The organism is Noviherbaspirillum sedimenti, assembly GCF_003590835.1.
GTDB lineage: Bacteria > Pseudomonadota > Gammaproteobacteria > Burkholderiales > Burkholderiaceae_D > Paucimonas > Paucimonas sedimenti.
On record NZ_QYUQ01000002.1, the window covers coordinates 773,845 to 800,257 of the forward strand.

At 59.2% G+C, this 26,413-nt stretch carries 22 protein-coding genes and 2 pseudogenes; 14 read left to right on the forward strand and 10 right to left on the reverse strand.

What is annotated here, in order from left to right; genetic code table 11:
* Positions 1–2 precede the first annotated feature (2 nt).
* The 3 genes from nuoN to D3878_RS03695 are packed head-to-tail and all read left to right on the forward strand — an operon-like array spanning position 3 to position 2,429.
* Entirely contained in the window at positions 3–1,511 is a 1,509-nt protein-coding gene (nuoN, locus tag D3878_RS03685; protein ID WP_119784250.1) for an NADH-quinone oxidoreductase subunit NuoN, read from the forward strand.
* A 19-nt stretch (positions 1,512–1,530) separates the two neighbouring features.
* Entirely contained in the window at positions 1,531–1,836 is a 306-nt protein-coding gene (locus tag D3878_RS03690; RefSeq protein WP_233556221.1) for a DUF2818 family protein, read from the forward strand.
* Between the two features lie 29 nt (positions 1,837–1,865).
* Positions 1,866–2,429 (forward strand): NUDIX domain-containing protein, encoded by a 564-nt coding sequence (locus tag D3878_RS03695; protein WP_119784252.1) that lies wholly within the window; start codon positions 1,866–1,868, stop codon positions 2,427–2,429.
* Positions 2,430–2,458: 29 nt separating this feature from the next.
* Here D3878_RS03695 and D3878_RS03700 read toward each other — a convergent pair whose 3' ends face one another.
* The 4 genes from D3878_RS03700 to mfd all read right to left on the reverse strand — a co-directional run bounded on the left by D3878_RS03700 (position 2,459) and on the right by mfd (position 10,271).
* Positions 2,459–5,233, reverse strand: a complete 2,775-nt coding sequence (locus tag D3878_RS03700; RefSeq protein WP_119784253.1) for a bifunctional diguanylate cyclase/phosphodiesterase — start codon at positions 5,231–5,233, stop codon at positions 2,459–2,461.
* Between the two features lie 292 nt (positions 5,234–5,525).
* The gene (locus D3878_RS03705; protein WP_119784254.1) at positions 5,526–5,888 is read right to left on the reverse strand and encodes a DUF4870 family protein; all 363 of its coding nucleotides are present in this window, start codon (positions 5,886–5,888) and stop codon (positions 5,526–5,528) included.
* Positions 5,889–5,911: 23 nt separating this feature from the next.
* Entirely contained in the window at positions 5,912–6,766 is an 855-nt protein-coding gene (serB, locus tag D3878_RS03710; RefSeq protein WP_119784255.1) for a phosphoserine phosphatase SerB, read from the reverse strand.
* Positions 6,767–6,800: 34 nt separating this feature from the next.
* Positions 6,801–10,271 (reverse strand): transcription-repair coupling factor, encoded by a 3,471-nt coding sequence (gene mfd / locus D3878_RS03715; RefSeq protein ID WP_119787681.1) that lies wholly within the window; start codon positions 10,269–10,271, stop codon positions 6,801–6,803.
* A gap of 181 nt (positions 10,272–10,452) precedes the next feature.
* On the opposite strand from mfd, the gene ispD reads away from it, so the two are divergent.
* The 6 genes and pseudogenes from ispD (at position 10,453) to D3878_RS03745 (ending at position 15,718) form a co-directional block, all read left to right on the forward strand.
* Positions 10,453–11,151 carry a 2-C-methyl-D-erythritol 4-phosphate cytidylyltransferase gene (ispD, locus tag D3878_RS03720; protein WP_119784256.1) on the forward strand — a complete coding sequence of 233 codons (699 nt, stop codon included), beginning with the start codon at positions 10,453–10,455 and terminating at the stop codon, positions 11,149–11,151.
* Positions 11,148–11,678: a 2-C-methyl-D-erythritol 2,4-cyclodiphosphate synthase gene (gene ispF, locus D3878_RS03725; protein ID WP_119784257.1), complete on the forward strand. Its 531-nt coding sequence runs from the start codon at positions 11,148–11,150 to the stop codon at positions 11,676–11,678. The genes ispD and ispF overlap by 4 nt, the downstream gene beginning before the upstream one ends.
* Positions 11,679–11,732: 54 nt before the next feature.
* Positions 11,733–12,341, forward strand: a complete 609-nt coding sequence (locus D3878_RS03730) for a class I SAM-dependent methyltransferase (RefSeq protein ID WP_119784258.1) — start codon at positions 11,733–11,735, stop codon at positions 12,339–12,341.
* A gap of 571 nt (positions 12,342–12,912) precedes the next feature.
* Entirely contained in the window at positions 12,913–13,761 is an 849-nt protein-coding gene (locus tag D3878_RS03735; RefSeq protein ID WP_119784259.1) for a tyrosine-type recombinase/integrase, read from the forward strand.
* 3 nt (positions 13,762–13,764) lie between these two features.
* Positions 13,765–14,965 (forward strand): annotated as a pseudogene (locus D3878_RS03740) (IS91 family transposase).
* Between the two features lie 312 nt (positions 14,966–15,277).
* Positions 15,278–15,718, forward strand: a complete 441-nt coding sequence (locus tag D3878_RS03745; RefSeq protein ID WP_119784260.1) for a type II toxin-antitoxin system VapC family toxin — start codon at positions 15,278–15,280, stop codon at positions 15,716–15,718.
* Positions 15,719–16,033: 315 nt separating this feature from the next.
* Here D3878_RS03745 and D3878_RS03750 read toward each other — a convergent pair whose 3' ends face one another.
* Both D3878_RS03750 and D3878_RS03760 read right to left on the reverse strand, forming a co-directional pair.
* Entirely contained in the window at positions 16,034–17,137 is a 1,104-nt protein-coding gene (locus tag D3878_RS03750) for an IS91 family transposase (RefSeq protein WP_119784261.1), read from the reverse strand.
* Positions 17,134–18,041: pseudogene (locus D3878_RS03760) on the reverse strand (tyrosine-type recombinase/integrase). Before D3878_RS03760 ends, D3878_RS03750 begins: the two are co-directional and overlap by 4 nt.
* Positions 18,042–18,268: 227 nt before the next feature.
* On the opposite strand from D3878_RS03760, the gene D3878_RS03765 reads away from it, so the two are divergent.
* Entirely contained in the window at positions 18,269–18,562 is a 294-nt protein-coding gene (locus D3878_RS03765) for a BrnT family toxin (RefSeq protein ID WP_119784264.1), read from the forward strand.
* The gene (locus D3878_RS03770) at positions 18,549–18,878 is read left to right on the forward strand and encodes a hypothetical protein (RefSeq protein ID WP_119784265.1); all 330 of its coding nucleotides are present in this window, start codon (positions 18,549–18,551) and stop codon (positions 18,876–18,878) included. The genes D3878_RS03765 and D3878_RS03770 overlap by 14 nt, the downstream gene beginning before the upstream one ends.
* 406 nt (positions 18,879–19,284) lie before the next feature.
* On the opposite strand, the gene D3878_RS03775 is transcribed toward D3878_RS03770, so the two are convergent.
* On the reverse strand, positions 19,285–20,295 hold the full coding sequence (locus tag D3878_RS03775) for an IS110 family RNA-guided transposase (RefSeq protein WP_119787682.1): 1,011 nt from the start codon (positions 20,293–20,295) through the stop codon (positions 19,285–19,287).
* Between the two features lie 410 nt (positions 20,296–20,705).
* Here D3878_RS03775 and D3878_RS03780 point away from each other — a divergent pair, with 410 nt between their 5' ends.
* From D3878_RS03780 to D3878_RS03790, 3 genes are all read left to right on the forward strand, one after another.
* Positions 20,706–21,665 (forward strand): hypothetical protein, encoded by a 960-nt coding sequence (locus tag D3878_RS03780; RefSeq protein ID WP_147383877.1) that lies wholly within the window; start codon positions 20,706–20,708, stop codon positions 21,663–21,665.
* Positions 21,666–21,816: 151 nt separating this feature from the next.
* The gene (locus D3878_RS03785) at positions 21,817–22,671 is read left to right on the forward strand and encodes an alpha/beta hydrolase (protein WP_119784267.1); all 855 of its coding nucleotides are present in this window, start codon (positions 21,817–21,819) and stop codon (positions 22,669–22,671) included.
* Complete coding sequence (locus D3878_RS03790) at positions 22,661–23,218, forward strand: hypothetical protein (protein WP_119784268.1); 558 nt, start codon at positions 22,661–22,663, stop codon at positions 23,216–23,218. The genes D3878_RS03785 and D3878_RS03790 overlap by 11 nt, the downstream gene beginning before the upstream one ends.
* 6 nt (positions 23,219–23,224) lie before the next feature.
* On the opposite strand, the gene D3878_RS03795 is transcribed toward D3878_RS03790, so the two are convergent.
* The 3 genes from D3878_RS03795 to D3878_RS03805 form a co-directional block, all read right to left on the reverse strand.
* On the reverse strand, positions 23,225–24,439 hold the full coding sequence (locus D3878_RS03795; protein WP_199688073.1) for an ABC transporter substrate-binding protein: 1,215 nt from the start codon (positions 24,437–24,439) through the stop codon (positions 23,225–23,227).
* Positions 24,440–24,504: 65 nt separating this feature from the next.
* The gene (locus D3878_RS03800) at positions 24,505–25,518 is read right to left on the reverse strand and encodes a branched-chain amino acid ABC transporter permease (protein ID WP_119784269.1); all 1,014 of its coding nucleotides are present in this window, start codon (positions 25,516–25,518) and stop codon (positions 24,505–24,507) included.
* Positions 25,515–26,387 carry a branched-chain amino acid ABC transporter permease gene (locus D3878_RS03805; RefSeq protein ID WP_119784270.1) on the reverse strand — a complete coding sequence of 291 codons (873 nt, stop codon included), beginning with the start codon at positions 26,385–26,387 and terminating at the stop codon, positions 25,515–25,517. Before D3878_RS03805 ends, D3878_RS03800 begins: the two co-directional genes overlap by 4 nt.
* Between the last annotated feature and the right edge of the window lie 26 nt (positions 26,388–26,413).

The following is a 26,413-nucleotide window of genomic DNA, read 5'->3' on the forward strand; positions in this document are numbered from 1 at the left end:
ACATGAATCTGATCCCGGTTTATCCAGAAATCTTCCTGCTGATCGCCACGTCGGCGATCCTGCTGATCGACATGTTCCTGCCGGATGAAAAACGCAACATCACCTACATGCTGTCGCTGGCGACGCTGGTTGTGTGCGCGGCATTGAGCCTGTATTCCTTCGAGGCCGGCACTGTGACCTACACGTTCAGCAACATGTTCGTGTCTGATCCGATGTCGCATCTGCTCAAGCTGTTTTCCTATCTGGCGGTCGGCGTGACACTGGTGTATTCGCGCCAGTACATTGTCGAGCGCGGCATGGCCAGCGGCGGCATTCTGGGCGGCGAGTTTTATGTGCTGGCGCTGTTTTCGCTGCTGGGTCAGATGGTCATGATTTCCGGCACCAGTTTCCTGTCGATCTACCTCGGCCTGGAACTGATGTCGCTGTCGCTGTACGCACTGGTGGCGTTGCGCCGCAACGACTCGACCTCGACCGAAGCCGCCATGAAGTATTTCGTACTGGGCGCGCTGGCGTCCGGCTTCCTGCTGTACGGCATGTCGATGCTGTATGGCGCCACCGGCTCGCTGGATGTCAACGCCGTCGCCAAGGCGGCAGTTTCCGGCACCATCAAGCCGATGGTGTTGGTGTTCGGTATCGTGTTCCTGGTGGCCGGCCTGGCATTCAAGCTGGGCGCCGTACCGTTCCACATGTGGGTGCCTGACGTCTACCAGGGCTCGCCGACGCCGGTGACCCTGCTGCTGGGCGCGGCGCCCAAGCTGGCGACGTTCGCCATCTGCGTGCGCCTGCTGGTGGAAGGCTTGCTGCCGCTGGCCTTCGACTGGCAGCAGATGCTGCTGGTGCTGGCGGTGTTGTCGCTGGCAATCGGCAATATCACCGCCATCGTCCAGACCAACCTCAAGCGCATGCTCGCCTATTCGACCATTTCGCACATGGGTTTCGTGCTGCTGGGCCTGTTGTCCGGGGTGGTCAACCAGAGCAGCGCCGGTGCGGTAGGCGCCTACAGCTCGGCCATGTTCTATGCAATCACCTATGTACTGACCACGCTGGGCAGCTTCGGTATCGTCATTTTGCTGTCGCGCGCCGGCTTCGAAGCCGACAAGCTGGAAGACCTGAAAGGCCTGAACCAGCGCAGCCCATGGTTTGCCCTGGTCATGCTGATCCTGATGTTCTCGCTGGCCGGCGTGCCGCCGATGGTCGGCTTCTACGCCAAGCTGTCGGTGCTGCAGGCAGTGCTCGGTACCGGTCAGATCTGGCTTGCACTGGTGGCGGTGCTGTTCTCGCTGGTCGGCGCGTTCTACTATCTGCGCGTGATCAAGCTGATGTACTTCGATGCCCCGGTTGACACTGCGCCGATCGTCGCCAGCAGCGACATGCGCGTCACGCTCAGCCTGAACGGCGTAGCCATCGTGGCGCTGGGCATTCTGCCGGGCGGCCTGATGGCAGCCTGCGAAAGCGCGATCGGCCAATCGATCGGCCACGCGCTGAAAAATCTCGCCGGCATGGCTGCCTGAGCACCGCCAAGCAACAGACGTGACATCGTTATATAGCTGGTTCGTGATCGCGCTGGCGGTGCTGGCCGCCAACCTGCCGTTCTTGAATGAACGGCTGTTCGCCCTGGTGCGCATGCCGTCGCGCCCGCAGAAGCCATTCTGGCTGCGCCTGCTCGAATTGCTGGCCCTGTATTTCGCGGTGGGCGGCGTGGCCTACCTGCTGGAAGCACGCATCGGCGGCGTGTTCAGCCAGGGCTGGGAATTCTATGCCGTGACCGCTTGCCTGTTCCTGGTGCTGGCGTTTCCCGGATTCGTCTTCCGTTACCTGCGCAAGCATCACGGCTGAAACGGCCGGCCGGTTTTTCTGGAGTGCACATGGATCAGCATTTGAAGGAAACCAGGCTCGATGGCCAGCTGGTATATGACGGCCATTTTCTGAAAGTGCAGCGCGATACCGTGCGCCTTCCCGATGGCAAGACCGCTGCCCGGGAATACTTTCGCCATCCGGGCGCGGTGGTGATCCTGCCGCTGTTCGAGGATGGCACAATCCTTCTCGAACGGCAGTTCCGCTATCCGCTGGACCGGGTCTTCCTCGAATTCCCGGCCGGGAAAATCGATCCGGGTGAAGATCATCTTGCCTGTGCCAGGCGTGAATTGCAGGAAGAAACCGGTTATACGGCGAGCGACTGGCAAGCTGTCTGCACCATTCATAATGCCATCGCCTATTCGGACGAATTTCTCGATATCTATCTGGCGCGCGGCCTGGTGCCGGGCGAGCGCAAGCTGGACGAGGGTGAATTCCTGGAAACCTTCCGGGCGCCGCTGGCCGAGGTGTTGACCTGGGTGAGGGAAGGCAAGATCACCGATGTCAAAACCATGATCGGCGTGTTTTGGCTGGAAAAAATCCTCAGCGGGCAATGGCAGCCTACGCCAGCCTGACCTGGTCCCGCTGTCGTACTATTACCGGACTATTGTTTTGCCACCGGCCGCTTTTTTACAATGGCGACCGGCGCCAGGTTTTTCCACAGGAGCTTGGTGAATTCCTCGGCCGGCAGCGGCCGGCTGAAGAAATAGCCCTGGATTTCCTCGCAGCTGCGGTCCGACAGGAATTGCAGCTGTTCGATCTTTTCCACGCCTTCGGCCACCACCGTGATTTTCAGGCTCTTGCCCATGGCGATGATGGCTTCGGTGATGGCCTCGTCGGCCGGGTCGCCCGGCACGTCCTGGATGAAGGAACGGTCGATCTTGATGATATCGATGGGGAACTGGCGCAGATGCGACAGTGACGAGTAACCGATGCCGAAGTCGTCGATGGCGATGCGGATGCCCATGGCTTTCAGCCCTTGCAGGATCTGGATGGTGCGCTCCGGATTGTGCATCATCATGCTCTCGGTGATTTCCAGCTCCAGCAGGGTCGGGTCCATGCCCAGCTCGCGCAGGGTTTGCGCCGTGTCTTCCAGCAGGTAGTCTTCGGTGAATTGGCGTGCCGACAGGTTGACCGCCACGGTCAGCGGCGGCAGGTTTTCCCGTTGCCATGCGCATATCTGCATGCAGGCCTGGCGCAGCACCCATTTCGACAGTGGCACGATCAGGCCGGTTTCCTCGGCCAGCGGAATGAATTGGTCGGGGCACAGCAGCCCCAGCTCCGGGTGTTGCCAGCGCACCAGCGATTCCACGCCGGTGATGCGGCCGGTGCGGGTTTCCACCTTGCCCTGGTAATACAGCACCAGTTCCTCGCGCTCGAGGGCACGGCGCAGACTGGATTCGAGCGCCAGCATCTTGGCCGCATGCTGGCTCATGTAGGCCGAATAGAACTGGAAATTATTCTTGCCGCGATCCTTGGCCCGGTACATGGCGATGTCGGCGTGCTTCATCAGCGCGAATTCGTCCTTGCCGTCATCCGGGAAAATGGAAACGCCGATGCTGGCGGTGATATGGATCAGCTGGCCGTTCAGTGGGAATTCCTCGACCAGCGCCGACAGGATCTTGTGGGCGACCAGGCTGACATGCTCGGAATCGTCGATATCTTCGAGCAGCACCACGAACTCGTCGCCGCCCAGGCGCGCCACCAGGTCGCTATGCAGGGCCTTGGCCAGGCGTCGCGACATCTCCTGCAGCAGGCGGTCGCCGGCATCGTGGCCGAGGGTGTCGTTGACGTACTTGAAGCGGTCGAGGTCGATGAACAAGACCGCCAGCGACCTGCCGTGGCGTGCGGACTGGTCGATGGCATGGCTCAGGTGGCGGTTGAACATCGCCCGGTTCGGCAGATTGGTCAGCGAATCGTGATAGGCCAGATGCTGGATGTGGTCCTGCATCTCCTTGCGTTCGGTGACGTCGCGCACCAGCGACAGCAGGTGCTGGTGGCCGTTGATGTCGATCGGACCCATGCGGATTTCGACCGGAAAGGTCGAGCCATCCTTGCGCCGGTAGCGGCTTTCGCGCGCGATCGGTGTACCCGCGGCAACCTTGCCGGTCAGCTTCTTGAGCTCCCTGGAGGTCAGGTCGAGGTCGACGTCCTGCGCCGACATGGCGAGCAACTCGGCGCGGGTATAGCCCAGCCCTTCGCAGCCCTGCTGGTTGACGTCGATGAATTTTCCCTGCATGTTGTGCACGTAGAAGCTGTCGCTGGCCTGCTCGACCAGCGCGCGGAAGTGCGCTTCGCTCTCGCGCAAGGCTTGCTCGACCTGTTTGCGCTGGAAGAACTGGCCGATGTGGCGGCCGATGAAGTGGGCGCTTTGCAGGGTTTCGCGGTCGGCTTCCTGCGGCTGCGGGCCGAAGAATTCCATGATGCCAACAATTTCGCCGGCCGCCTGCAGCGGGAATGCCAGGCAGCCATGCAAGCCGGTGGCGGCGGCTTGCGTGGCGCGCTCGAAGTGTTCGCCGCGCGAAGCATCCGGGAACCAGTCGGCGCGCGCTACGCGCAGGGTGCGGCTGGAGAGGGCGCCGCTGGCAGGCAGCGGGATATGATCAGGCGTGTTGTGAAAGAATTGCTCGATGCTGGATCCGGGCTGCGACCAGGTAGCGGCACGCCGCAGCACGCTTGCCTTCTTGTCCGGCATCCACAAGGCGCCGCATAACCAGCCGAAGGTGGAACAGATGGTCTCGATGATCTCCGGGATGACTTCCACCGGCGAATCGCACTCGGCCAGCAGGCGCGCCACCGTGTGTTCCATTGCTTGCCGCACCTCGATGAGTTTGCGACTGTTGACGTCCATGACCGTGCCGAACAGGCGGCATACCTGGCCCTTGGCATTCTTGATGGGCTGGCCGAGCGCCCGTACCCAGCGGATGTCGCCGTCGGGCAGGTGATAGCGGAATTCGATTTCGAACTTGCGGGCGTCGTGCAGCGCCGCTTCCACCCGGTCCTTGACGTACAGGCGGTCGTCGCGGTGGACCTGGCGTGACAATTCCTTGTAGGTGGGCATCGGTGCCGAGGGTGACAGACCGAAAATGCGGTAGCATTCGCGCGACCATTTGCCCTGGCCCAGACGGCGGTCGAAAGACCAGTCGCCAAGACCGGCGATGCGTTGCGTTTCCTCGATGCGACTGCTCAAGTCCTGGATTTCGGAAGCCAGGTAATCCTTGTTGCGCTCGCTCTGCGCAGTGTCCAGCGCCAGGTCGGCGCAGTTGTTGGTGGCATGCTCAAGGAATTGCAACCATTGCACAAGCTCAGGCAGCTCGCCGGGACGTTCGGCCCCGAGCTGATGGAGTTGCTTGAGCAATAAAGAATAGTTGCGTTGCACGGATCGGCGCCTCGAATATCCTGTCCTGGTCAGCGATTGCGCAGCTGCTTGGAGATGCTTGAATGCGAAGCGGCGCGCTAGCTTGCTTTATTAAAATTAATTTTAAGCCAGATAAATCTGCGGACTATCTTGTTTTTACCAATATGCAATTTTTTTTGTTTAATAGCAAATTATTGTTCGTGAATTCAAGCATTTGTCACAATTTCGTCAGAGATTTTCCAGGCGGATTTCTTGTGCGAAGCAGCAAATTTCTTATTGGCAAGACCTTATCGCCTTGCCGCCATCCTTAGGTTCAAACCGGCATCGGCTTGTTGGCGTCGAGGTCGAGGAAACCCTTGATGAGGCGGTAGGCTTTCCAGATCGGCGCACCGAACCAGATCAGCCAGGCCAGCGGGATGCCGATCACGGTAGCGAATATCAGGCCGCCGAGGATCATCCAGAACAGGTACCACCAGAAGGAGCGGATCTGCCAGTTGTGGTGGCTTTGCACGAAGGTGCCGGCGGCGTCGCCGCGCTTGAGGTAATTGATGATGAGCGGCACCCAGGACAGCAGGCCCAGCGACAGCACCAGGCTGGCAGCATGGAAAACGTAGAGCCACCAGGCGAGGTTCTTTTGCGATTGCGTCTGCGGGTCGAATACGAGTTCCTGGTTCATGGGCGCCTCCTTTATAATTACGATTAATCGAACAGGTTCAGGATGCCATCCAGGCCGACGAAATTCAAGGCGACGTCGGCTTGCGCGCGCACCACCGGCTTGGCGCGGAATGCCACCGACAGGCCGGCGACACCCATCATGGCCAGGTCGTTGGCGCCGTCACCCATGACGATCGTCTGCGCCGGCGAGGCGCCGATCTCGCGGCACACGCGCAGCACGGTATTCTTCTTTTCCTCGGCATCGACGATGGCGCCGGACACACGGCCGGTCAGCTTGCCGTCGTTGATCTCCAGACGGTTGGCATGCGTGTAATCCAGGCCGAGTCGTAGCTTGATACGGTCAGTGAAAAAGGTAAAGCCGCCGGACACCAGCAGGGTTTTCAGGCCGGCCGCCTGCGCCGCCGCCAGCATGGCTTCGGCGCCCGGGGAGAGCTTCAGGCGCTCGTCGTACACGCGCTGCAGGGCGGTGGCATCAAGGCCATTGAGCAAGGCCACGCGGCGGGCCAGGCTTTCGCGGAATTCGATTTCGCCGCGCATGGCGGCTTCGGTAATTTCCGCCACCTGGGGCTTCAAGCCCTGCATGTCGGCGATCTCATCGATGCATTCGATGGTGATCAGGGTCGAGTCCATGTCCATGGCCAGCAGCTTGAAGTCGGACAGGCGCTGGTTGGGCATGACGAAGGCGTAATCGATGCGTTCGGCCTGGCAGGCGGCATCCAGTGCCGCTACCGTTGCTTCGCTGCGCAACGCCTCGTCGCAACGCCAGGCGCAAGGTTCCGCTGCGATGCCGATGGCGGTGATGCTGCGCGCCTGGGCCAGGGCGGCGAGCCGTTCGATGGTGGCGCGCCCGCTGGCGGCGCCTTGCAGAATCAGATTCATGGTCGTGCGGTGATTAAGATTTGAAATGATTGCTTCATGCCAGCAGCGCGCGGATCGTGGCTTTCACCTGATTCACCCGTGCCGCGAGGTCCGGCATGCTGGCGGTGATGCGTAGTTTATCCTGCCCGTGCAGCTTGATGTGGCGGTTTTTCTGAATCAGATCGATGATCTTCATGGCGTCGATCGGCGGATTGGGCTCGAACTGCAAGACGGCCGATTCGCCGTGGGCGTCGATCTTGACGATGCCCAGCGGCTTGGCCGTCACACGCAGGCGGTGCGTTTCGATCAGCGCCTTGACCGGGTCGGGCATCTTGCCGAAACGATCGATCAGCTCTTCCTGCAAGTCGTCGATGGCATCGGCCCTGGTGCAGTTGGCCAGGCGCTTGTAGATCGACAGGCGCTCGTGGACATCGCCGCAGTAGTCAGCCGGCATCAGCGCCGGCACGTGCAGGTTGATTTCGGTGGTGCTGGCCAGCGGCGCCGCCAGGTCCGGTTCCTTGCCGTTCTTGAGCGATCTGACTGCCTCGTTCAACATGTCGGAATACAGCTGGAAGCCGATTTCGATCATTTCGCCGGACTGGCTTTCGCCCAGTACCTCGCCGGCGCCGCGGATTTCCAGGTCGTGCATGGCCAGGTAAAAGCCGCTGCCCAGTTCCTCCATTTGCTGGATGGCGTCGAGCCGACGCTGCGCCAGCTTGCTCAGTCCCTGCACGTCGTTGACCAGCAGGTAGGCATACGCCTGGTGGTGCGAGCGGCCGACACGGCCGCGCAACTGGTGCAGCTGCGCCAGGCCGAACTTGTCGGCGCGGTGCATGATGATGGTGTTGGCGGTCGGCACGTCGATGCCGGTTTCGATGATGGTGGTGCACAGCAGGATGTTGAAGCGCTGGGCGACGAAATCACGCATCACTTTTTCCAGGTCGCGCTCGTGCATCTGGCCGTGCGCCACGCCGATGCGCGCTTCCGGCAGCAAGGCTTCCAGCATGGCCTTGCGGTTTTCGATGGTCTCGACTTCATTGTGCAGGAAGTACACCTGGCCGCCGCGCTTCAATTCGCGCAGGCAGGCTTCGCGGATCACCGACTCGCCTTCGGAGCGCACGAAGGTCTTGATCGCCAGGCGCTTTTGCGGCGCCGTGGCGATGATGGAAAATTCACGCAAGCCTTCCAGCGCCATGCCCAGCGTGCGCGGGATCGGTGTGGCGGTGAGCGTCAGCACATCGACTTCGGCGCGCAGCGCCTTCAGCGCTTCTTTCTGGCGCACGCCGAAGCGATGTTCCTCGTCGATGATGACCAGGCCCAGGCGCGAGAACTTCATTTCCGGCGACAAGAGCTTGTGGGTACCGATGACGATGTCGATGGTGCCTTCGGCCATGCCCTTGACGGCCTGGGTGATTTCCTTGCCGCTCCTGAAACGCGACAGCTCGGCGATCTTCACCGGCCAGTCGGCGAAGCGGTCGGCGAAGTTTTGCGCATGCTGCTCGGCCAGCAGGGTGGTCGGCGCCAGCAGCGCCACCTGCTTGCCGCCCATGACGGCGACGAATGCCGCGCGCAAGGCCACCTCGGTCTTGCCGAAGCCGACGTCGCCGCAGATCAGACGGTCCATCGGTTTGCCGGAGGTCATGTCGGTAATCACGGCATTGATGGCGGCGGCCTGGTCCGGGGTTTCCTCGAAACCGAAGCTCTCGGCAAAGGCTTCGTAATCATGCGCCGAATATTCGAATGCGTGGCCCTGGCGCAGCGCACGGCGGGCATACAGGTTCAGGAGTTCGGCGGCAGTGTCGCGGATTTGCTGGGCGGCCTTGCGGCGCGCCTTTTCCCACTGGCCGGAACCGAGCGCGTGCAGCGGTGCATCTTCCGGCGCTGCGCCTGAATAGCGCGAAATCACATGCAGTTGCGACACCGGCACATACAGCTTGGCTTCCTTGGCATACTCCAGGTGCAGGAATTCGGTATCGCCTTCGCCCATGTCCATGCTGATCAGGCCCATGTAGCGGCCGATGCCGTGGTTGACGTGCACCACCGGGTCGCCGATCTTCAGCTCCGACAGGTCGCGCACCATGGCCTCGACCTGGCTGGTGGCTTCCTGCTTCTTGCGGCCGGCGCGGCGGCCAGAGCCGGCATACAGCTCGGTCTCGGTGATGAAGGTGAGATGGGCGTGGTCCGCCAGCAGCTGGAAGCCGGCCTGCAGGGGCGCCACGCCCAGCATCAGCTTGTCCGCTGCGGTGGCGAAATCGGCGTAGCCGTCGCACGGCGCAAGCGTCAGGCCGTACTCGCCGAAATACTGCAGCAGGGTCTCGCGCCGGCCGCCCGATTCGGCGCACACCATGACGCGCATGGGGTGGTCAACCCCGGTCTGCAGCAGGAATGCGCGCAGGCTGGCGATCGGGTCGTCCAGGCGCCGGTTGACGGCGATATCCGGCAGCGGCGCCGACAGTTCCGAGGCGGCGGCATCGGACTGGATCACCCAGCGGCCATGCGGCTTGGCCAGGGTGAAGAAATCCTCGTCGGTCAGGAACAGCTGTTGCGGTTCCAGCAGCGGGCGCTCGCGGTCGGACTTGAGAAACTGGTAGCGCGACTGGGTATCGTTCCAGAAGCGCTTGATCGCCCCATCGATGTCGCCCACCAGCGCGAAGGTGGCGTCATCGGGCAGGTATTCGAACAGGGTCGCGGTGCGCTCGAAGAACAGCGGCAGGTAATATTCAATACCGGCCGAGGCAATACCGTTGCCGATATCCTTGTAGATTATCGCGCGCGACGGGTCGCCCTCGAACACTTCACGCCAGCGCCCGCGGAAGGCGGTGCGCGCGGCTTCGTCCATCGGGAATTCGCGCCCCGGCAGCAGGCGCACCTCGCGCACCGGATACAGCGAGCGCTGGGTATCGGCATCGAAAGTGCGAATCGTCTCGATGGTGTCGCCGAACAGGTCGAGCCGGTAGGGCAGGGCCGAACCCATCGGAAACAGGTCAATCAGGCCGCCGCGCACCGAGTATTCACCCGGCGACATCACCTGCGCCACATGGGTATAACCGGCCAGGGTCAGTTGCGACTTGAGTTGCGCCTCGTCGAGCTTTTCGCCCTGCTTGAAAAAGAAGGTATAAGCCGCCAGGAAGGAGGGCGGGGCCATGCGCACCAGCGCGGTGGTGGCCGGCACGATCAGCACGTCGCACTGGCCGCTACGGATCTCGTGCAGGGTCGCCAGGCGCTCCGAGACCAGGTCCTGGTGCGGCGAAAAAGCGTCGTAGGGCAGGGTTTCCCAGTCCGGCAGCAGGTGGCAGCGCAGCGGCGCGGCGTCAGCGGTGCCGTTGGTGGCGCCGAACCAGCGGATTTCCGCCAGCAGGCGCTGGGCGTCGGTGGCGTTGGCCACCACCACCGCCAGCATGCGTTTTTGCGCCGTCAGCGTAGCGGCTGCCTGCGCCAGAGCCCAGGCGTCGGCCGCGCCATGCACGGCCGGCAGGACGAAGCGGTGGCCCGGCTTGGGAAGGGATTTTTTCAGGTCGAACGGCATGCAGATGGCAGTTGGATGGCGGCGTACAAAAGCAAAAAGGCCAAAGCGCAATGCGTGCGGTTTGGCAAGGTCGGATGAATGTGAAATTATAAACGATGGCCTGTGATCCCGTTTTGGTATCATCTTCCGGTTTTCCTTCCGATTCGTCCCAATTTGTCCCAATTCGTCCTGATAAGCACCAATGGCATCAACCCGTTATTTCGCCCTGATCCCCGCCGCCGGCATCGGCGCCCGAGTTGGCGCCGGCTGCCCCAAGCAATATCTGCCGCTGGCAGGCAAGGCGATGCTCCTGCATGTGCTGGAGACCTTCGCCGCCGCACCTGCGATTGCCCATTGTTTCCTGGTCGTCAGCGCCGGCGACGCCTATATCGACGAGGTGCTGGCGTCGGCGCCGCAGTTGCGCACGCGCGTAACGGTGTTGCTCAACGGCGGCGCTACCCGCCATGCCTCGGTGTCAAACGGCTTGCAGGCGATGCGAGCGCAAGTTGAAGATGCAGACTGGGTGCTGGTGCACGATGCTGCACGCCCCGGACTGACTGTGGCGCTGATCGACAAGCTGATTGCCGAACTGCGCGATGACCCTGTTGGCGGTCTGCTGGCGCTGCCAGTGGTCGATACGCTGAAACGCGGCAATGCCAATGGCCGCGTGGCCGCCACCGTTCCGCGCGCCGGCCTGTGGGGGGCGCAAACGCCGCAAATGTTCCGCTATGCCCTGCTGCGCCGGGCACTGGAAGAAGTCGCGGAAGTTACCGATGAGGCCAGTGCCATCGAGGCGCTGGGCCTGGCGCCACGGCTGGTCGAAGGCAGCGTGCGCAACTTCAAGGTCACCCTGCCGCAGGATATCCCGCTGGCGGAATTGTTATTGAAAGGACTGTCATGAATTCACCGCAGAACCTGCCGCCCGTCCCCCACACTCCGCCCGTTTTGCCATTCCGCATCGGCCAGGGCTACGATTGCCACGCCCTGGTCGAAGGCCGCAAGCTGATCATCGGCGGCGTCACGATTCCGCACAGGACCGGTTTGCTCGGGCATTCCGACGCCGACGTCCTGCTGCATGCCATCACCGACGCCATCCTCGGTGCGGCCGGCCTGGGCGATATCGGCCGGCATTTCCCGGATACCGATCCGAAATTTTCCGGCGCCGATTCGCGCGTGCTGCTACGCGAGGCTTGCCAGCGCGTGCGGTCGAGCGGCTACGTCATCGGCAACATCGACGCAACGATCATTGCCCAGGCGCCGAAAATGGCGCCGCACATCCCGCAAATGGTGTTGCATGTGGCCGAGGACCTGGGCGTGCTGCCGGCACAGGTGAACCTCAAGGCCAAGACCAATGAAAAGTTGGGCTATCTGGGCCGAGAAGAGGGGATTGCGGCGGAAGCGGTGGCATTGATTTACAGGGCGGCTTGAACGACAGGGCATAGTCATTCAGCTGTTGAACACCGACAGGAAACAGGAATTGCGATGAACTTCTGGGATCAAAAGTTTTCCGTGGATGGCTACAAGTACGGCACTGCGCCCAATGCATTCCTGGCCGCACAAGTCGCACGATTTCCGCCTGCTGCCGACATTCTGGTGCCGGGCGACGGCGAAGGGCGCAACGGCACCTGGCTGGCGCAGCAGGGGCACCGGGTAGTATCGATGGACGGTTCGGCGGTCGGCCTGGAAAAGGCCCGTGCGCTGGCAGACAGGCTGGGGGTAAAAATTCAAACGATACGCGGCGATCTCGCGAACTGGACGCCCGTGCCGGCAAGTGCCGATATTGTTGCGCTGACTTTCGTTCATCTGCCCCCAACGATCCGCCGGGATGCCTTGCGGCGTCTGGCAGCGGCATTGCGTCCGGGCGGCTGCTTTGTGCTGGAAGCGTTTCATCCCCGACAGATGGGCTACTCAAGCGGCGGGCCAAAGGAGGAGGAAATGCTTTATACGCTATCGATGCTGCGGGATGATCTCGGCGATTTGCTCACCGAAGTCGAAGCATGGGAGGGCGAGGTCGTCCTCGATGAAGGACCGGGGCATCAAGGCCCGGCTTATGTGACGCGCTGGGTCGGACAGCGTTCGGCGGCTGTTTAAAACAAGCAGCGCTCGGCGCATCGCGGCACTGGAAATCTTGCGCGATGGATAAAAATTGGCTATTTTGTATCGCGCATTGCAATTCTCTTATTATTTTAGAGCTTCAATTATTTCATTGGATTTGAGCCGCTAAAGAGGACGGTGACTCTTTGCCGGAAGTTTTGACGTTTTTCATCGTTAATTAGTGCTGTATTTTTGTACAGTCTATCGTCAGAGCCCCGATGAATACGGCGTTTGCGCAAATATGCTGTCCCGGGTTAGGTGGCGCCTGGCCAGATTAGGCGGACGCCGGATTCCGGCGCAATTAATTTCGTGACGTTTTTCGCGTTTAATTAGAGCTGTGTTTTTATGCAGTCCATCGTCAAAAGCCGGTGGATACAGCGTTTCCGCGAGATTGGCAGCCGGGGTTAGGTGGCAGGTCGCCAGAAAAAACGGACACTGGTGTCCGCCTAATTAAAGTTGAACTAAACCGCTGCGCGGTGGAAAGAAGCGCGACGAGCAGCAGGTATTGAAGCAATTCGTTTCCTACGCTGTAACGGGGGATTTCCCCGGCACAGAGAAGGAAACGATCATGAGCCCACTCCGCAAGCAGATGCAGGCCGACATGGTGCTGCGTGGCCTGGCGGCACGTACCCAGGAAGCCTACATTGCCGCGATTGCCGGCCTTGCCGGCTATTACAACCGTTCTCCCGAACAACTGTCGCAGGAAGATGTCCAGCAGTACCTGCTGCATTTGATCGAGGCGCGCAAGCTGAGCTGGTCGACGACCAACCAGGCCGCCTGCGCGCTGCGCTTCCTGTTTCACATCACGCTCAAGCAGCCCGCCGCTGAATTTACGATTCCCAACCGCAAGGCGCCGGCCAGACTGCCCGAGATCCTCTCGCGCGACGAAGTCCATCGCATCCTCAACGCCTGCAGCAACCTGCGGCATCGGGCCTTGCTGATGACGACCTATGCGGCCGGCTTGCGCGTGACGGAAACCTGCCGGCTGAAGGTTGGCGACATCGACAGCGAGCGCATGATGCTGCGTGTGGCCAACGGCAAGGGGGGCAAGGATCGCTATACGCTGTTGTCAGCCGCGCTGCTGGACACCTTGCGACAGTACTGGCGGACCCGGCCTTCGCAGGACTGGCTGTTCCCCCGCACGGACGGCCGTCAGCCCATCGGCATTTCGCAAGTGCAGAAGATGTACTATGCGGCCAAGCGCCGCGCCCATGTCACCAAGGCCGGCGGCATCCATGGCCTGCGCCATGCCTTTGCGACGCACTTGCTCGAAGCCGGCGTGGATATCCATACCATCGGCCGCCTGATGGGACACGACAAGATCACGACCACCGCCCGCTACCTGCACCTGCAGGGACAAGTGGCCCGGACCGATTCGCCGCTGGACCTGCTGTCGTCGCTTTTGTCCAAACGTTAGGGCGTGGCCCACCGCGGCCGCATCGCGCTGGCCGACATCTTCCGTCAACACGGCAACGCCTATCTTGCCGCGCATGCGCTTGCGCCTGCGCAGGCCAAGGCCTGGCGCGCCATCGTGTCATGCCGCACCGCTGCGCTGGGCGGCCATATCCTGCAATGTGCCGATTGCGGCGCCACCCGGCATGTGTATCACTCGTGTCGCAACCGTCACTGTCCGACATGCCAGAGCCGGGCCAGGGACCAGTGGATCGCCGCAAGGCATCGCGAATTGCTGCCAGTGCCGTACACCCACCTGGTGTTTACGCTGCCGCATGTGTTGAATGGCCTGGCCGGCAGCCACTTCCGGCTGATCAGCGACATGCTGTTCGAGGCGGCATCCGGCACGCTGGTCGCGTTCGGCGCCAACCCGCGCTGGCTGGGCGGCAGCCTGGCCTTCTCGCTGGTGCTGCATACGTGGTCGCAGAACCTGATGCGGCATTTGCATGTGCATGCGCTGGTGGCCAGCGGCGCGCTGACCAGCGAGGGTCAGTGGGTTGACAGCAAACGCGGCTTCCTGTTTCCGGTCAAGGCGCTGTCGCAGGTGTTCCGCGAGAAGTTCATCGATGCCCTCAAGGCGGCACGTGCCGACGGGCGACTGCGGCATGCGCAAACGGACAGCGCCCAAGGCTGGCGCACGCTGCTGCTGGCGCTGCGCCGGCATGACTGGGTGGTGTACGCGAAACAGCCGCTGGACGGACCGGCCCAGGTGCTGGATTACCTGGCGCGCTATACGCACCGGGTGGCCATTTCCAATGACCGGCTGGCCGGCCTGGCCGACGGGGGAAGTGACATTCCGGGTACGCGACAATGCCAATCCGGGCAAGAAGCGCACCCTGCGCTTGCCGGCGGATGCCTTCATTGGCCGCTTCCTGCTACATGTGCTGCCGTCGGGATTCAAGCGCATCCGGCACTACGGCATCCTGGCCAACCGTCACAAAGAAGCAAAGCTGGCAGCCTGTCGTGCCGCACTGGCTGTGCCGCTGCCGGATGCGCAGGTCATCGAGAGCGTGGATGCCTTCATGCTGCGGGTGGCGCACATCGACATTGGCTGTTGCCGGCATTGTGCGCACGGGCGACTGCGGGTGATCGAGGTGATTGCGCCGGTGCGCCTGCCATTTCTGCGCTGCCTGGCGACCGGCCCGCCAGGAGCCAGGGGTGCGGCATGAGAGGCGACGCAGTCAAGGCATGGCGAATCCCCTGGCCAGGCCGGCGTTCGCCGCCAGCGGCAAAATTCCCCTTCCGCAAAGGGGCTTCAGGGGGCATGGACGATTGCTGCTGGCGCCGCGCTGTTGCAGAACTGCCGTCTAGATGCAACACCACCGCCACATTCTTGCCAAAACAGCCATTCCCCGGCTTACAATCCCCATAACCACCGCCGGTGTGGCGGTTCAGTCCAACAGCGTTTATCTGCCGCTGCACGGCAGTCGCCCTTGGCTTGCACTGCTGGAGCGGCAGATAAACTCTATTCGTTAGGCAGTATGACAAAAATTATTGTTGACTCATGCGTATTCATTAATGCGCTAAAAGAAGATTCCGATCACAGGGATGAGTGTCGTGCCTTCCTTGAAGCTTTGCCACGTTCTGGCCAAATAATGACTATGCCAGCTCATGGCTGGTTTGAGGTTTGGTGCAATTTAAAGCGTATCGAAACTATCGACAAAAAATTTTCAGGAGTAAGCATTAATGGTCAATGGCAGTTTCCGGTAGAGCTAATTCACATTGACGCTGAGTTCATCAATAAATACGGCAATGTGGAAATTCCGTATGCGAAAGCCGGTGACCATATTTATGTTGTTGTCGCTTATGTTAATGGTTATACACTTGTGACTACTGACAACGGTATGGCAAAGGTGGCTCGGAGCATAGGAGTTACCGTTTTAACCCCAGCTGAGTATTTGGCGTCCGGGCATCTTGCCTAACGATTAAGGTTAGATCGTGATCGCGAAGCGAGCCGCGATCTGAACCGTTTGTTGGACAAGCCCGTGCATGCGACGGGCATGATTGCCTGACTATGGAAATAGCTTTTCGACGCGCAGGGCATTTCGTGTTGCATCGCCCTCGATAGAGCGACGCTGCCCTGCAGCGCATCGCCATTGCAGCGATGCGTCAATCATTGCCGATGCAAAGTAATGGCCGTGGTCGCTGTTTTGCCGCGAAACCGGCAGTTTTCAAACGAACGCCCCCCTCCGCACGCAATGCGGATCCGGATCATCTTCGCACCGATGCCGGCGCGCTTACATCGCGCACCCCCGGTTGCCATCCACGCCATCCCGGATGGGCGTCCCCTCTACCATAGGGCACCGATCGATTCTCGTGCGCACCACCGTCTTGATGCCGCCGCAGCAGGCGCATATCCAGGCCGGCCGTGGCGTGGGCGGCGCAGGCGTGAAACGCACGCGCAGCACCACCTGCAACAGCCCAAGAAGCCGCTTGCTGTTCGGATGCAGGAACCCGAAATTGCGCGCCCGCCTGAACCCCTTTGGCAAGACATGCTGCAACACCAGCCGCAGGAATTCCACGCCGGCGACCGTGCGCGTCGCCCACTTGCCGCTTTTGCTGTCGCGGTAGCGGAACGTCACACTATTGCGGCCGGCCTGCAGGATGTCCTTCTCCTGGATCACCCCGCGGTACAAATAGCGCCCCAGATACGCAATCGCCTTCGCTCCCGAGCCGACCTGCTTGCAATGGGCCACCCATTCCTTTGGCGTTTGCGGCGGCACGCGCAGGCCCGCGCGCGCGACAGCTTCCAGCATCCTGGCGCGAAACACGCGGGCCAGGGCCTTCCCGGCAAACAGGTACTTGCCCTTTTTGGTGCGCCAGCGCTTGTCCTGTACATTGATCGCCCCGGCAGGCATGACCAGGTGCACATGCGGATGGAAGTCCAGCCGCCGGTTATGGGTATGCAGCACCGCCACGGCGCCGGCATGGCCTTGCAGCTGCCGGTCATTCCGGGCGAACGTATTGACCGTCTCCCATGCGCACTTGATCAGCGCATCGTAGAGCAGGCCTTGGCGCTGCCACACCAACGGGCGCCATTGCGCAGGCAAGGTAAAGGTCAGCATGAAATAATCGCATGGGAGTTGTTTGGCCTGCTGCCGCTCGATCCAGCGCTGCGATTCATGCGCCTGGCAATGCGGACAATGGCGATGGCCGCAGGAATGCGGCAGGTACTGCGTTTCCTGGCAGGCGTCGCAACGCACCTGCATGTGCGCGCGCAGGGCGGTGCGGCAAGTCTTGAAGGCGGTCAGCGCGCTCTTTTGGCTAGGCAGAAGGTGCTGGCCATGCGCCTGCAGGAAGTCGTCCTCGAACGCGGCGATCACATCGGCCAGGCGCATCATTTCACATTCCCCCAATCGACATGAATGCTGTCCATCAGGGCATTGATGCGAACAATGGCGGAGTCGGTATTGGACTGGGTAAGATGGGTGTAACGGGTGGTGGTCAGGATGGACTGGTGGCCGAGGAAGTGCTGCAGGTCGGCGAGGTTGACGCCGGCTTCTATGCAATGCGTGGCATAGCTGTGGCGCAGGCTGTGCGGCGAAATTCTTTTTTTAAGCCGCAACTCTCGCAGGCGGCGCGCAAAGCCCGCTGGACGCCGCCATCGTCCAAAGGCGTCGTCGCCAGATGGGCATTCTTCAAGCCGCCCTTGCGGTTGGGGAAGAGCAGGACCGGATGGCGATGGACCGACCAATGGCGGCGCAAGATAGACAACGTGGACTGTGGCAGCGGCACGAAACGATCCTTGTTGCCCTTGGCATCGCGGATTTGCACGCGCATGTGGTCGGCATCGATATCGCCCACCTGCAATCGCAAGCCCTCTCCCAGGCGCAAGCCGAGGCTGTAGAGCGTGTGGAAGATCACGCGGTAACTGAGGACGCGGGTGGCATTGATGATTTGCTGCATTTGCGAAACCGTGACGATGTCGGGCAGGCGCTGGCTGTGCGGCGCCTTGACCAGTTGGGGCGCCGGCCAGGGTTGATGCAGGACTTTGTTGTAATAGAACTTGAGGCCATAGAGATCGTGCTTCAAGGTGCTCCAGGAGTGTGTTTCCAGCAATTGGGCGAAATATTCGGTCAATTGCGCTTCGGTCAGGGAGTTGATCTGGTAATCGAAATACGCGGCAGCTCGCCGCACGCCATGGGCATAGGCTTCGATGGTCTTGGGGCGCATGCCTGCCAGCTTCAGGCGCTTGAGGTGGGTTTGGTAATCCTGTTCAAAGGCGGGTGGAAATGGATACGCCATTACAAATTCTCCTCTCGTGTAAATGAGTCAACCCGAAATGGGCAGAGTAGAATTGTAGTTTTTTACGGGGGCGATGGAATGGCGTTTGACTTTCTCCGCGTAGCGGCTTCGTCCAACTTGCTAATCAACACAGACGGCTACGCCGCTGGTTATCGCCGGCGTTGGGCGTAATGAGTTGGCTTTTTCGGCGTGGTGACAAAAGGCACACATAATCGTAAAATATACGCATGAAGCCATTTCGCTGGAGCCAAGAAAAGAACGAGATCCTCAGATCCGATCGGGGGATTTCGTTTGAGAACATTGTGGTGGCGGTTGAGTCCGGAGGATTGCTGGATCTCTTGGCCCATCCCAACCAAGAGAAATACTCGAAGCAACGTGTTCTCGTTGTCGAGTGTGACAACTACGCTTACTTGGTACCGTTTGTTGAAGAAGAGGATTATTTCTTTCTCAAGACCATAATCCCGAGTCGCAAAGCAACTAGGGACTATCTTAATCAAGGTGAGACAGATGCCGAGAATTGACCCCGAAGAATTTAAAATTCTGGATAGCTACGAGAAAGGGCAGCTGAAGTCCGTGGCCACGAAGGCTGAACTTGCAAAGTTCAAGGCCGTGGCAAGAGCCACTGCGATCAAAGATCGCCGCGTCAATATTCGCTTATCGTCTGGCGATCTGAGCGACATTCAGGTTAAAGCGCTTGAGGAAGGCATTCCTTATCAAACACTCATTGCCAGCGTCCTTCACAAGTACGTTACAGGCCGCTTGACGGAGCAGCCTGAGCGGGCCGCCAAGCAATCACGAAGCTCCGTGCCGAAACGCCGTACTACATCGCGTGACTGAAGTGCCGTCGCCCAACTCGTTGTTCAACTCAGACACGCAGCAAAGAACTTGCCGCTTCGCGGCACATGCTGCGTGCTGGTTAACGTGGCTACAAGGGCTTCCCCAAATTTTCAAGTAACTTTTTCGGTTTGTTTTTGCGATTGTGTTCGAGCGTGCTGTTGCGACGACATGGCCGGTCTGCGATGCTACAAACGGTCTTGTTGAGCCGGTTCGTTACGCCGCTCGGACCCTGATGAAAGACGCGTGTGAAGATCCTCAATCGTTAGTCGGGCTGTGCTGCTTCCCCGCGCGTTGATCAGGTATTTCCTCACCCGGTCAAACCGTTATCTCATCAACACCTGCAGTCTCGAATGGTAGTTCCTTTCACTTGCCAAACAGTTTTTGCTTTTGCGGTTTTCCGTATCCGTTACATGGCTGGTTGAAATGCCTGGCCTTTGGCCAGCATGGCCCACACCATGCGCGCATTCTTGGCGGCGATGGCGACCAGTGTCTTGCCATAGCCAATGCGTGCTGCCAGTGCCATCGCCCAGCGACTGATGGCGTCCGTCTTGCTGACGGCACTTGCCAGCACCGACCGGGCACCCAGGATCAGGAGCGTGCGCAAGTAACGGTCGCCCGCTTTGGTAATCTTTCCGAGCCGGGCTTTGCCGCCTGAGCTGTACTGCCCTGGCACCAGACCAAGCCATGCGGCCAGCTGCCGCCCATTCTTGAAGTCATGGCCATTGCCAATGGCTGCCAGCAGCGCCGTTGCCGTCGTGGGCCCGATGCCCGGCATTTGCATGAGCCGCTGGCTGCGTTCGTCTTGCTTTGCCACCTGCTTCAAGTGCGCATCGTACTCGTCGATGCGCTGGTCCAGCGTGGTGACATGGGCCAGTAAATCCGCCACCGCCCGACCGGCCCAGCCGGGCAAGTGTTCCAGCATCTGGTGCGCATTGCGCCGAATAGTGTCGGCCTTCTGCGGCAGCACGATGCCGAACTCGGACATCAGGCCGCGGATGCGGTTGATGGTGGCGGTGCGCTCTTCAATGAATCCCTGGCGCACCCGGTGCACCGTCAGCGTGGCTTGCGCATCTTCGGATTTGATGGGAACGAAACGCATGTTGGGCCGGGTCACCGCTTCGCAAATGGCGGCGGCGTCATTGGCGTCGTTCTTGCCTTGCTTTCCCTGAATACGGTAGGGGGCGACAAACTTGGGCGCCATCAGTTTCGGCGTATGGCCCAGCTTGACGAGTTGCCGTGCCCAATGATGGGCGCCGGTGCAGGCTTCCATGCCGATGAGGCAGGGTGGCAGCTGCGCCAGGACATCGAGCAGCTGATCGCGTCGGACATCGGGCTTGACCAGGACGGCCTTGCCGGCGGCATTGATGCCGTGCAGGGCAAAGACATTCTTGGCCAGGTCGATGCCGACAACAGTCACTGTTGCAAAACTGGCATTATTGGCAACATTGGTGCTATTCTTGTCCAAGACTTTCCCTCCTTAAAGGTGTTCGATGTTGGCTGGAACCTCTATCGTGTCACCGCTTTGGCTTGCGGCGAATGCTTCTCCGCAAGCTCGGGACGGGGAAGTCCCTTTCATTCGTTAGGCAAGAGGGATGCGGGAGGACATAACGGCAGTAGCTGAAGCGAAGAATTGCAAGACGACCGCAACCTTGCGAGCGTTCCAGTCAATCCAGCAAGGCGAGTCAATTGACATCCGGATCGGTTCTTGCTTGAATATGACAATCCGCAACCTTGCGAGCGTTCCAGTCAATCCAACAAGGCGAGTCAATTGACATCCGAATCGGTTCTTGCTTGAATATGACAATCCAAAAGTGGAAGGAGGATTGTATGCAGGCATCTCTCGGTGTTCTTCAGTCTTTCAGCCAGTCGCGGGCCCTAAGCGCACCACTGGCGACTCCTACCGGGGCCATCGCACCCGGTTCAGAGGCCTTTCTCGAGACCCTGAGGCAGCGCAATGCTGTTCTCGACTGGCTGTTCTACGACATTGGCGTCGTAACCCATGATGAGGCAGCAAGCATCAGCCCGTGGCTGGCAGCCGAAGGCGCTATCCTCGTCGTGCCGCCGACCGCGAAGGGGAACGTCAGCCTTTGCTCGTCCATCGATGCTTTCGTCGCTGAATACAAACGGGTAGACACGCTAGCTGTGGCTGGCGTTGGCAGTTCGGCTCTCGGATCGGCCGCGTTTGCCCGCAACGTTGCCGACGCCATCGACAAGCCCGTTGCGGCAGTGGTCTCGGGCTACGGCCTCGCAGATCTGATTACGGAGGCACTGGGCGGTTTCTTCCTGTTCGGAACAACAAATTCACTGCGCCACAACTTCGAGTGGCTCGACCGCCTGCGCGAGTCTGGCGCGGTAGCCGATCCTGGCACCGGAAGCACCGACTCGACCAACTATGCGCTCCCACAGCGAAGCAAGGACACGCGGACGGTCGCTGCCCTCCTTTCGCACGATGCCCTCTCACTGCGCACGCTTATTGGGCATTCAAAGGGCAATCTCGTCATTTCTGAGGCGCTGTTCGGACTCAGCACAACCGCCCGGCCAAAATTCCTCAAAATCGCGCCAGAACTTCTCATCGTGACTGTCAGTGCGAAGATAGCCATGCCTCCGCAATGCGGCAAGATTGTTGACATCCTCGGCAAAATCGATGGGTTTGGCCTACTCAATTCGCGGCTTGACCTCGAAACTGAGGTTGCCGTCCCCTTAGCCTGGCATCACACCAATACGCAGTTGCCCCTGCACCTACCTGTGACGGCAACCCTACGATGCGTACCGGAGCTTGCGGCTTAAGCCGGGACGCAGGTTGCCACCTCAATTGCAACACTTTGCCTCTATGCCCCAGCCTAACTGGGCGTTGCACTCGGACGCCCATGCTTCGCATGGCCGCCGGTGAGCTTGGGCGTTAGGTGGTAAGTAAAACCAAGTGCATGGGGGAATTCGCATGCAGCGCTTCCATCTAATTCTAGAGACGCTTGTTCTAGTGACAACCGCCGCAAGTGCCCTGGCAACCGAATCAGAGGATTTTGAGGAGAGCGTCTGCGGCTCAATTCAAGAACCGTTTGTCTTCTGGATGTGGAGCAGCGCCGCCGGCAAGCCGAACCCAGATGCAGCTAGCCGCATTCCAAACGCGGAACCCATTGTGCATAAGACGAAGGACGGTCGTCTCTTGAAGGGTTACAAACTCAGAAGTACGGCCACTGGAGGGGCTGTTATCGGCTCTGTCCTGGTAGCTCAAGGTAACGCGATGCTGGCCGATCAACTGCTTTCAAGCCTGACCAGCTTTTCACAAGCCGGCATTGAGGCATATGTATTCGATTATCGAGGTTACGGCAATTCCGAAGGAGCGCGCCGACTGAAGGCGATAGTAAGTGATTACCGAGAGATCTTCGATCGCGTCGGCGCATCGACCCAGGGCCAACGCTTCCTATACGGCATATCTTTCGGTGGTGTCGTATTGCTGAATGTTGTCGGATCTGGCATCGCCTTTGATCGCGCCGTCATTGATTCGACTCCAAGCCGCGTATCCAACTTGGGGTGCCCCGAGAAGTACGACCCGGTAATTAATTTCCCGAAGGACGGTTCCCAGCTTCTATTAGTCGCGGGAGAGCAAGACAAGGTTGTGCCGATAAAGAATTCTCAAGAACTCATCGATCTTGCGAAGACACGAGGTAGTCGAACTGAAGTGCGACCCGACTATGCGCATCCATTTATGGACTCGGATATCCGAATCCACCGAGCACGTCTCGAACTCATTAGATCGTTTCTTGCGCGGACGGAGAATGGGGATGCACGATGAATCGAGAAGATGGCGGCCGTATTGCCATTGGAGTGGTTTTGGGCGTGGTGGGGGCAGTGGCAATCACCAAGTCTGGTTTGAGCCCGCCGGAGTCCATCTTGCGTTGGTGACCGGCATTCTCGTAAACACCCAAGAGGGTAAGAGGATTCCCTACCTGCTCGCAGCCGCCGTGCTTTCGGCGCTCAGCCTAGTCGCTACCGTTCTTTGGGTTGCTCTCTTGGGCGAAGGAGTGATCCCAGCGCTATCCGGAGTAAGAGTCGATCTCATCAACAAGCTACCCTTTGCAGCTGTCATACTGTCTGGGCTTTGGTTCGGTTCGGCTGTCGCAGTATTTGTATGTGCGTTCTCACGCCCGGTGACGTTGGGATTGCTTCATAACGTGATTTCGCTTGACCTTGATAAAGCGAAGAAGATCGAATTGCTATTGAAGGTGCTGTCCCTTCGAGCGAGAAATGTACTTGGATTAGTCACGACAAATAATGGCCGGATCAATAATGTGCAGGCGATCGTTGGGGGCGATCGTCTACACTGTCGTTCAGATACCTGATTTCTGCTACTGCCCGTATGTTTTATCGGTTAAATTCCATACCGTGCCGTTAAATTGAATCAGTTGCAGGCGTTTGATCAGTGCATAATCATCCGGGGTGGTCTTCAATTTGATACCAGGCAGCAGCATCGGCAGCGTTGTGTCGAGATTGGCAGCCTGCTTCATGATGTTTTCCCGTGTCAGATTGTCCCCGGCCTTTTTCAGTACATGGACCAGCAACTGCGCCTGCGAATATCCATAAACGTTATGGTTTTCTGCCATGTCGGCGCTTGGGTTATATTCTTTCATCCAGGTGGCCCAGTCGTTGTATTCTTTTGTTTTCTGCCACTGCGGATCGCTTGTGTCCTTTAAATACGCTACCGAATAAATACCCTTGGCATAGTCTGTGCCGGCCGGTTTGATGACGGAATCAATCTGGATTGACACGTTCGCCAGATATTGCGTTGGCTTCCAGCCGATGTCGCCAGTCTTTTTAATGGCTTGAGCAGAAAACTTTGGCGAGGTAAAGTACACCAGCGTATCAGCCCCCGATGCTTTCAAACTGACGATCTGGTTATCCATTGTCGGATCGGTTACTTCGTAACTGGCTTCGGACACGATCATGTCCTTGACTTTGTTGCCCAGGCCGCTCCTGAAACCTTTCAGATAATCTTTGCCAAAATCGTCATTCTGATACAGCACGGCGATTTTTGCATTCGGCTTGGTTTCCAGAATATGCTTTGCATAGATGGAGGCTTCGACCGGATAGCTTGGGTTCCAGCCGATCGACCAAGGGGAATTTTTCGGATCCGACCATTTCGCGGCGCCGCTGGCTACAAACAGATGCGGTATTTTTTTCTGCTGTACATACTTCTGGATTGCCGAGTTTTGCGCGGATCCGAGCGGACTCAGCAACAAGAGTACGCCTTCCTGTTCGACCAGCTTGCGCGTCTGCTCGACAGTCTTGGCTGGATTGTAGCCGTCATCGAGCGAAATGAATTTGATCTTGCGCCCATTGACACCGCCTTCTTTATTGATTTTTTCAAAATAGACAGTCATCGCCTTCCCGATCGCCCCATAGGACGATGCCGGGCCGGAGTAGGGCACGATGTTACCGACCTTGATCTCCGTATCACTGGCGCCAGTGTCATACTTTTTCTGCGCGTGAGCGCAGACTGTCAGGCTGACCAGGGCCATGCCAGTCAATGCATGGGTCAGGGTTTTATGCAGCATGTTTTGCATTTTTGTCTCCGTTGGTAGAACTGCGCTTTGATGGAACTGCTTTCTCATACATTGAAACACCTATGTCAGTGGCGTGCACTTCCGGCAGCCCGGCCGCGAAAGCGCGCGACGAGCTTTCCAAGAATGCCGGCGACGCCGGCTGGCATCAGGTACATGAATCCGATCAGGAAAATGCCGTAGATTGCCGATGGGGCGGACTTGGAAATGTGATCGGCGATATTCGGCACGAACATGATGAAGATGGCACCGAAAATTGCCCCCGGAATCGATGCCAGCCCGCCGAACACCACACCGACAAGAAAGGTAATCGACAGAAAGGCTGAAAAGCTGTCCGGTGAAACGTATGCAATCGTGATGCCTGCCATGGCGCCGGCGATGCCGGTAAATCCCGCCGATATCCCGAAAGTCAGCGACTTGAAAACCGGCAGATTGATTCCCATTGCCGCAGCGGCGACAGGGTGGTCGCGGATGGCGATCAGCGCACGGCCGATCCGTCCGCGCAGCAAATTGGCGGCAATCCAGAACATGAACAGCAGAACTGCCAGCGAAAGAAAATACAGCCAGTGATCTTGACTGAAAGGCACGCCGAAAACGGAAAATTCAAATGGCGCTTCGGGTTTGTTCAATATGATGCCTTGCGAGCCGCCGGTCCAGCTCTCGAACCCCTTGAATTTCAATAGTTGCGGCATGGCTGCAGCCAGGGCAAATGTTGCGAGCGCAAGGTAGATTCCGCCAAGCCGCAGTGCGGGAAATCCCAACAGCAGTCCAAAGATAAAGCAAATGCCCCCGGCGACCGGTAATGTCGCCCAGAACGGCATGCCGAAGCGGTCCATCAGGATCGCCGCACAGTAGGCGCCGCAGGCATAAAATGCGCCGTGCCCAAGTGAAATCTGACCATTGTAACCAGTCAAAATGTTCAGGCCGAGAATCGCAATCGCATAAATCATTACCAGGGTCAGCTGGAATACGACATAGTTTTGCACCATGAAAGGAAGGACCAGTACGCCAGCGGCGATGCCCAGCGTCAGTCCCAGACGTCCGACATTGCGTGGAAATACGGAAGTAAATGAAGTGTTCATACGCGGGTCACCACTACTTTCCCAAACAAGCCGTTTGGCTTGACTGTCAAAATGCCGACGATCAGCACGAGCGCCATCGTCAGCTTGAGATCCGTGCCAATCACATAGGCGCCCAGCAGGTTTTCGAGCACGCCGATGATCAATCCGCCGGCCGCCGCGCCCCACGGATTATCGATGCCGCCGAGAAGCGCACCGGCAAAGGCGTAAAGAAGAATGCCGGACATCATGTGCGTATCCAGAAACACGATCGGTGCGACCATCATGCCGGCCACGGCACCGATTGCTGCCGCCATTCCCCATCCCAGCGCCAGCATCCAGGAGACCCGGATGCCGACCAGGCGGGCTGATTCCGGATTCAGGGCCGCCGCCCGCATTGCCAGACCCACTGAGGTAAAACGAAAGAACGCATACACCGAGCCCAGCACTGCCAGCATGACGCCAAGCATGCCCACGTTATGGGCGGAAAAATAAGCGCTTGCATACCAGGCGTCTTTGGCAAAAGGCGTCGGGAATGTTTTGAGGGATTGCTCGAATAGCCATCCTCCCAGTGCATTGAAGATGACCATCAATCCAATGAATACGATGACGTTGGTCAGCGCCGGCGCCTTTTCAAAAGGCCGCAGTATGACCCGCTGCACAACGACGCCGATGGCAAATGAAATGGTCACTGTCAAGAGAAATGCAGACCAGTACGACATGCCGGAATTAATTAATGCCCAGGCAATGAATGTGCTGAATGTCGCCATCTCGCCCTGGGCGAAATTGATATGATGCGTCGCCTGATTGATCATCACTAGAGCCATTGCGACCAGGGCATAGATTCCCCCTGTCGCCAGGCCGGAAAAAAGTTGAAGCAGGAAAGTTTCCATCATGTCTCCATATTTCTTATATTTGA

Bases quoted from the DNA above. Each gene is read 5' to 3' on its own strand.
- D3878_RS03780 (WP_147383877.1), top strand. From the start codon at position 20,706: ATGCAGGCATCTCTCGGTGTTCTTCAGTCTTTCAGCCAGTCGCGGGCC.
- D3878_RS03730 (WP_119784258.1), top strand. From the start codon at position 11,733: ATGAACTTCTGGGATCAAAAGTTTTCCGTGGATGGCTACAAGTACGGC.
- D3878_RS03735 (WP_119784259.1), top strand. From the start codon at position 12,913: ATGAGCCCACTCCGCAAGCAGATGCAGGCCGACATGGTGCTGCGTGGC.
- serB (WP_119784255.1), bottom strand. From the start codon at position 6,766: ATGAATCTGATTCTGCAAGGCGCCGCCAGCGGGCGCGCCACCATCGAA.
- D3878_RS03790 (WP_119784268.1), top strand. From the start codon at position 22,661: ATGCACGATGAATCGAGAAGATGGCGGCCGTATTGCCATTGGAGTGGT.
- D3878_RS03745 (WP_119784260.1), top strand. From the start codon at position 15,278: ATGACAAAAATTATTGTTGACTCATGCGTATTCATTAATGCGCTAAAA.
- D3878_RS03695 (WP_119784252.1), top strand. From the start codon at position 1,866: ATGGATCAGCATTTGAAGGAAACCAGGCTCGATGGCCAGCTGGTATAT.
- nuoN (WP_119784250.1), top strand. From the start codon at position 3: ATGAATCTGATCCCGGTTTATCCAGAAATCTTCCTGCTGATCGCCACG.
- D3878_RS03795 (WP_199688073.1), bottom strand. From the start codon at position 24,439: ATGCAAAACATGCTGCATAAAACCCTGACCCATGCATTGACTGGCATG.
- mfd (WP_119787681.1), bottom strand. From the start codon at position 10,271: ATGCCGTTCGACCTGAAAAAATCCCTTCCCAAGCCGGGCCACCGCTTC.
- D3878_RS03750 (WP_119784261.1), bottom strand. From the start codon at position 17,137: ATGATGCGCCTGGCCGATGTGATCGCCGCGTTCGAGGACGACTTCCTG.
- D3878_RS03770 (WP_119784265.1), top strand. From the start codon at position 18,549: ATGCCGAGAATTGACCCCGAAGAATTTAAAATTCTGGATAGCTACGAG.
- D3878_RS03705 (WP_119784254.1), bottom strand. From the start codon at position 5,888: ATGAACCAGGAACTCGTATTCGACCCGCAGACGCAATCGCAAAAGAAC.
- D3878_RS03800 (WP_119784269.1), bottom strand. From the start codon at position 25,518: ATGAACACTTCATTTACTTCCGTATTTCCACGCAATGTCGGACGTCTG.
- D3878_RS03785 (WP_119784267.1), top strand. From the start codon at position 21,817: ATGCAGCGCTTCCATCTAATTCTAGAGACGCTTGTTCTAGTGACAACC.
- ispF (WP_119784257.1), top strand. From the start codon at position 11,148: ATGAATTCACCGCAGAACCTGCCGCCCGTCCCCCACACTCCGCCCGTT.
- D3878_RS03765 (WP_119784264.1), top strand. From the start codon at position 18,269: ATGAAGCCATTTCGCTGGAGCCAAGAAAAGAACGAGATCCTCAGATCC.
- D3878_RS03805 (WP_119784270.1), bottom strand. From the start codon at position 26,387: ATGGAAACTTTCCTGCTTCAACTTTTTTCCGGCCTGGCGACAGGGGGA.
- ispD (WP_119784256.1), top strand. From the start codon at position 10,453: ATGGCATCAACCCGTTATTTCGCCCTGATCCCCGCCGCCGGCATCGGC.